This is a genomic window from Porphyromonas sp. oral taxon 278 str. W7784, from assembly GCF_000467855.2.
Taxonomy (GTDB): Bacteria; Bacteroidota; Bacteroidia; order Bacteroidales; family Porphyromonadaceae; genus Porphyromonas.
In genome coordinates this window covers 1-6,060 of sequence record NZ_KI259255.1, presented here as the reverse complement: position 1 = coordinate 6,060, position 6,060 = coordinate 1, and the positions used below count along the sequence as shown (strand labels likewise).

Here is a 6,060-nt window from a genome sequence, read left to right as displayed (position 1 = left end):
TTTGACGACCTACCGTAGGTCGTTTTTTGGGGGGCTCGGAGACCTCTGTTTATGCGGGCTGTTCGGGGGCGTATCGTTTATGGTGTGTAGCTCAGGAAGGAGCCCGCTCCGTCGGGGGCTACCTTCCCCTGCTTCTCCTTAGGAAGGATCTGGGCGAGAAGGGGCGGATCATCTCGAAGGTATTCGAGGATACCTACTAGCCTCGAGGAGCTTGCCCTTTCGCCTTTCGAGGAACTCTAGCTAGCACCTTTTCTTCTGAGAGGAAGGGAGGAGAGGCATGAAGAAAGAGCTCGCCTCCCCAGCACTAAGGCTGAGGAGGCGAGCTCGTGTCGTAGGATCAGGAGTAGCGACGGGGGGCTACTTGATCAGAGGATTGTTCGATGTCTCGTTCTGAGGCAACTGGTAGGTCAGGCGAGGATCATCCCACTTGATGATCTGGTTCGGATAGTAGATATTGCGACCCGAGCGCTGGATGTCGATCTTGAAGCGCTTCATCACCGTAAGCGAGAAGCCTTCACCCCACATCTCTACACGCCAGTTGTAGAGGATCTCCTTGAGGAGGTCATCACCGCTGAGCCCGTTGATCTTGGTCTCGACAGCAGCGTAGTTGTCTGCAGCGGTACGCTCCTTGAGCAGGGTGAGGAGGTGCTTCTTAGCACTAGCCTCGTCCCCCTTACGTGCAGCCGCTTCGGAAGCGATCAGGTACATCTCTGCCATACGCATGAAGACGATATCACTCAGCCAAGTGCGGTCGCCCTGGACTGTGGGCTTAGCTGTGGAGAAGAACTTGCTCAGAGGTAGTCCTCGGCTGGCATTGAACCAGCCTTTACGGAGGTCCGTATCGGGGATCTCGGCCTGTAGGTTGGCATTGATTCCCTTGAACGCTCCGACGGAAGCATAGCTATAGGTAAAGACGTCCATATGCCCCCAGAAGCTTACAAGCTTACCAGTGTTATCCTCGTTGATGTTGATCGCCCAGATGAACTCCGGAGTCTTGTAGTCATTGAAGCCGTTAGTCAGGATATCCTTGGCTGCGATCAGCGGATAATTCTTGGCTTGCGTAGTGATGACGGTATTGGCTACATCATAGGCCTTCTCCCATTGGCCCATATCCATGTAGGCACGAGCCAGAGCACCACGAGCCACTGTGGCATTGAGGTACTGCTTGTTGCTACGCACCACCTTGGACTTGTCCATGGAGTCGGCGGCCTGGATCAGATCCTTGACGATGAACTGATAGACTTCATCTAGGGTAGCTAGCTTACCGGGCTTACTGGCGTCATCGGCTGCGCGATAGATAGGTACGACGAGCGAGCTCTTCGTAGCATCACTATAAGGCTTGCCGTAGAAGTGAGCTAGATTGAGGTAAGCCAGGGCACGAAGAGCCTTGACCTGTCCCCAGTTATAGAGGGTCTTAGGATTATTCTGCTTCTCAGGGACCGATTCATCGCTACCTACAGAGCGGAAGAAGCCGTTCGCTAGAGAGACGGTACGGTAGCTGATACGCCAGACCGAGTAGTTCAGTGTCTCAAACTTTTGGTAGGAGAGTAGGTTGGCTACAGAGGTAAACCATCCATAGGACTGCCCCCCCTGAAGCTCCATATCGCCCGACATCAGGTCAGACTCGATATCGAAGGCCTTCTGAGCAAAGTCATCGTGACTACTAGGTGTAGACTGCAAGGACTTGAAGAAGGTCTGTAGTGTCCCGTTGACGAAGCCTAGAGCGACGTCTTCGTTCCACTTCCCAGCTTCAGCTATCTGGTCTGCAGTGAGGAGCTCTGTGGGGTCCTTCTCGAGGAAGTCTTTCTTACAGGCAGAGAGTGCCAGGAGCCCGCAGGCCAGGCATATGCTGTTTCTTATACTTGTACGCATGATTGTGATAGGGTGTATAAGAGATGGGACATTAGAAGCCAAGACGGATACCCGCTACGAAGGTCGAAACTGGGAGGTAGCGGTTCGTCGATGATCCCCCGCTCTGGCTAGACATAGAGGCATAGCCCTTACGTGCAGAGATGAGGAAGAGATTGTCTCCGCTGACGTATACCGAAGCACCGCTCAGACCCAGACGCTGTAGGAGTGTCTTGGGGATATCATAGCTGATGCGAGCGTTGGTCAGTGAGAGGAAGGATCGGCTAGTCAGGAAGCGAGTCGAGGTGCTACTTGCATACTTGAGCTGATCTGCTTCGTTGGTCAAGATCGGTTGGTTGGTAGGTCTCTCAGGAGTCCAGGAGTTGCGGATATCCTTGTGGTAGTTTGTAGAGCCGATAGCAGCACCGCTATTCATGAGACTAGCGTAAACCCCGTCATAGCCCCAGCCTCCGAGACCGTAGCTGAAGTTGGTCGACAGCGTGAAGCGATGGAACTGAATATCGAACCCAAAGCCCCCGACGAAGTCAGGGATAGCGCTCTTGCCGACGAACTCTCTCACAGCATCTCCGTAGCTAGAAGTCGTCGTCTCGGTCAGCTTAGAGGGGTCACCACCTGAGCTGATGTACTTTTCGTAGTCATCGACGTAGACATCCTTATTGTTAGCGTCCTTGTAGGTATAAGCCTTCCAGAGGGGAAGCCCCTTGTCACTTACGCCCTTCCAGGTACGCATGTAGTAGTCCTGTACGGAGTGACCCTTCTTGTAGGCGAAGCTACCGTGGAGCTCGTAGTGCTTAGGATTGCCTAGGGCATCGTTGGCCATACGGGTGATCTTATTGCGGTAGTAGCCTCCGTTAGCACGGACGTTGACCGAGAAGTTCTTGCTCTTATAAGCCTCCCAGTTGAGTTCGACTTCCAGACCGCTATTACGGAGTTCACCTTCGCTCACAGGGTAGTAAGCATAGCCAAGAGAGGGAGCGACTTGCTTCTTGAAGAGCATGTTGTCCGTAGTCTTGACGAAGTAGTCGACATTGAGCTCCAGCTGATGGAAGAGGCGAGATTCGAAGCCGATGTTGAAGGTACCCGAGCGCTCCCATCTTAGGTCTCTATTCCCCTTGGAGAAGAAGGAGAATGAGGGCTTACCATCGAGGTTCTCTACCGAGTAGAAGTCGTGGTAGAGGTAGTAGTCTGGGCTGGAAGCCGTATAGGCAAGGTCGAGCGACTGGTTCCCGAGAACCCCGTAGCTAGCCTTGAGCTTGAGGTTGTCGATCCACTTGACATCTGAGAGGAAGTTCTCCTTGCTCATGATCCAAGCAGCACCCACAGAGCCGAAGGTCCCCCAGCGGTTCTCTGGTGCGAAGCGAGAGGAGCCGTCACGGCGGAGTGAGGCGCTCAGGTAGTACTTGTTCTTGAAGTCATAGCGAGCCTGACCAAAGTAGCTCTCGATGGCGTAGCGGATACGATAGCCCTCGATGTCTCCACGGATGATCCCGTCATTGAGGGTAGTCTGATTACCACGGATGACCTTATCCTTGCCTGAGAAGTGGACATCATCTTCGTCTTCGGAGGCTTCGTGAGCTATGAAGGCGTCGACGGTATGATCACCGAAGGTACGTCCCCAAGAGAGGATCTGGTTGAGCATCCAGGAGAAGCTGTTCGTATTTGTATTACGGATACGACCGAGGTCCTTAGCATCTCCGTAGTAGGGGTTCGTGAGTGATTCGGACTTACGAGCTGTAGCCTGGAAGCCATAGTTGACAGCTAGCTTGAAGTCGTTGAGGAAGCGATATTCGAGATTGAGGTTCCCTGTAGTGAGGTGGTTGATAGCTTCGTTGCGGTCGAGGCGGATAGCCCCAGCAGGGTTGATCCCCCCAGAGAAGGGACGGCTGATTCCCTTGCCCTGACCATAGTCGTAGCTCTGACCGCCAGGGATCTTCTTGTCAGCGAGGATCTTCCCATCGTTACCGTGCTCGAAGACGGGGTAGAGAGGTGGCACCTTATTGACGAACTGGAAGCCGTTGTTCGCGTTAGAGCCCTGCCCAGGATTCTTCATGACTGAGCGGGAGTAGGCGAGGCCGAGGCTAGCCTTGAAGTTGTTCGTCAGGTGGGCTGTCACGTTATTGCGCAGGTTCAGACGGTTGAATTCCGATCCGATGTAGTACCCGACGTTGTCCTGATAGCCCAGAGAGCTTGAGAAGTTCACCTTATCCGATCCCCCCGATAGGCGGACGTTGGCTTCGGAGATACGACCTGTGCGGAAGATATGGTCACGCCAAGACTCTGGGTCATAGCGACGCTTGACGTTGGGATTGAACTTGCCCGTGGCAGGGTCAATGAGCTGACTTGGCTCAGCGTTCCAGATGTTGTAGCGACCCCATATCCCTGTAGCATCGGACTCATTTTCCAGAATCCCTTGGAAGAAGAGAAGCTCGGAGATGTTCTTGGGAGCATCAGCGATACTCTTGCCGGATTGGAACTTAGCCTTGGGATTCGTGTAGAGTGAATGGAGCTGCTCCTTCAGGCCAAAGCGCTCGTAGCTATTCTTCATAGCGTGATAGATCGTCTCCAGATATTCTTCAGGCGAGTCGATGACATCGTACTGAGGGAGGTAGCGAGCGTTGAACCCACTCTTCACTTCTGCTTCGAAGGAGATACGTCCCGCCTTCCCCTGCTTGGTCGTGATGAGGACGACCCCGTTAGCTGCACGTGCACCATAGAGAGCCGTAGCAGAGGCATCCTTTAGGACGGTCAGGGTCTCTACGTCGGCCATGTTGAAGCCACTGAGGAGCGTGTTGTAGGGGACACCGTCGATGACATAGAGAGGAGCGGTGTTGGAGTTCACGGACCCGATACCACGGATCTGGACCGTAGATGCGGCTCCAGGCTGACCGCTGGAGGTGAAGACCTGTACCCCAGGAGAAGCTCCTTCGAGTGCGGTGGTGATGTTGGCTCCCGTCTTCTTCGTCAGGCTAGCCACATCGATACGAGCTGCCGACCCCGTGAAGGAGTTCTTGGTCTGCGTCCCGTAGGCGACGACTACGACTTGGGAGAGGGTTTGTTCTTCAGGCCGCAGGACGATGCGAAGTTCCTTGCCAGTGATGGCCACGGTCTGTGTGATGAAGCCGATGCTTGAGATCTTGAGCGTCTTGGCACCCTCGGGGACATTGAAGCTGAAGCGCCCGTTGGGGTCAGTCAAGGCTCCCACCTTGGGGAACTCGACGCAGGAGACAGAAGCGGCGACCACAGGTTCCTTGTCATCGGAGGCGATGACGACACCTGTGATAGTAGTCTGCTTCTTCTGAGCCCATGCTACCCCTATCGATAGGAATAGGAGCAGGAAGAAGAGTAAACTCTTTTTCATTAGACTTGTCGGTGTTTGAGTGAAACGGATGTGCGGACTAGGAGAGCTTCTCCTATTGGGAGTCTGTCCTTCGGTCTAGGCCTCTCAGCAGAAGTGTGTCGTCTGTCTCTCGAGGTGTGATCTCCTCTATGAGTAGGCTCCGCCTCAGGGGTTGCTTAAGTGTGTCGATGTGGCCTCTTGCCACTTGTTCTCTGGCTTGTACTCTACCTCCTGTGATAAGTGGTATCGGTATGTACCCATTGGTGCTTAGGGCACTCCCGCTCCATGGTGGAGTATGCAGCAGACTCTTGTAGCAAAGGTAGTAAACTTTTTTTCGTGAACAAATACGGAGAAATCCTAGATCTAGAGCGGGGTGGGAAGCGCTGCCTAGTGTGAAGGCAAAGAGTAAGACTATCGGGAAGTGGGCTTGACAAAATAGGGGTGTAGTGGGGCGAATAAGAGTGGGCGATCCAGGTGCGAAGGTGCTGGACTCAGATGAAGATATCAGCGGATGTGTTTCCCTGGGTGTATCCCTGAGATCGTAATCCCTCGTTCTGTTTCTTTGGGAGCCCAGTCCTAGTTTGGGTCAAAAAGGGATGCACGGTCGGTCGACCGACCTACCGTGGGTCGTCTCGGCGACCTACAGTAGGTTTTTTCGGCGACCTACGGTAGGTCGTTTTTGGGGGTGCTTAGAAGTCGCTTGTGGAGCGGGCTGGAAGGAGGTCGCTTTTTTGACCTTGGGGAGGGGCGGGAATCGTCTGGTCTTTCGCTCCCTGTGGATAGGTGGGTGGATATATATAATGTACACGCGCGAAGGAGGGACGGAATGGAAGAAATTTTCGCCGATATTTGGA

The 6,060-nt window shown here is 53.9% G+C and carries 2 protein-coding genes; both read right to left on the bottom strand.

Annotated elements, in window-relative coordinates:
- Positions 1–357: 357 nt before the first annotated feature.
- Positions 358–1,872, bottom strand: a complete 1,515-nt coding sequence (locus HMPREF1556_RS06335) for a RagB/SusD family nutrient uptake outer membrane protein (RefSeq protein ID WP_021667553.1) — start codon at positions 1,870–1,872, stop codon at positions 358–360.
- A 31-nt stretch (positions 1,873–1,903) separates the two neighbouring features.
- Entirely contained in the window at positions 1,904–5,227 is a 3,324-nt protein-coding gene (locus tag HMPREF1556_RS06330; RefSeq protein WP_021667552.1) for a SusC/RagA family TonB-linked outer membrane protein, read from the bottom strand.
- Positions 5,228–6,060: the final 833 nt, after the last annotated feature.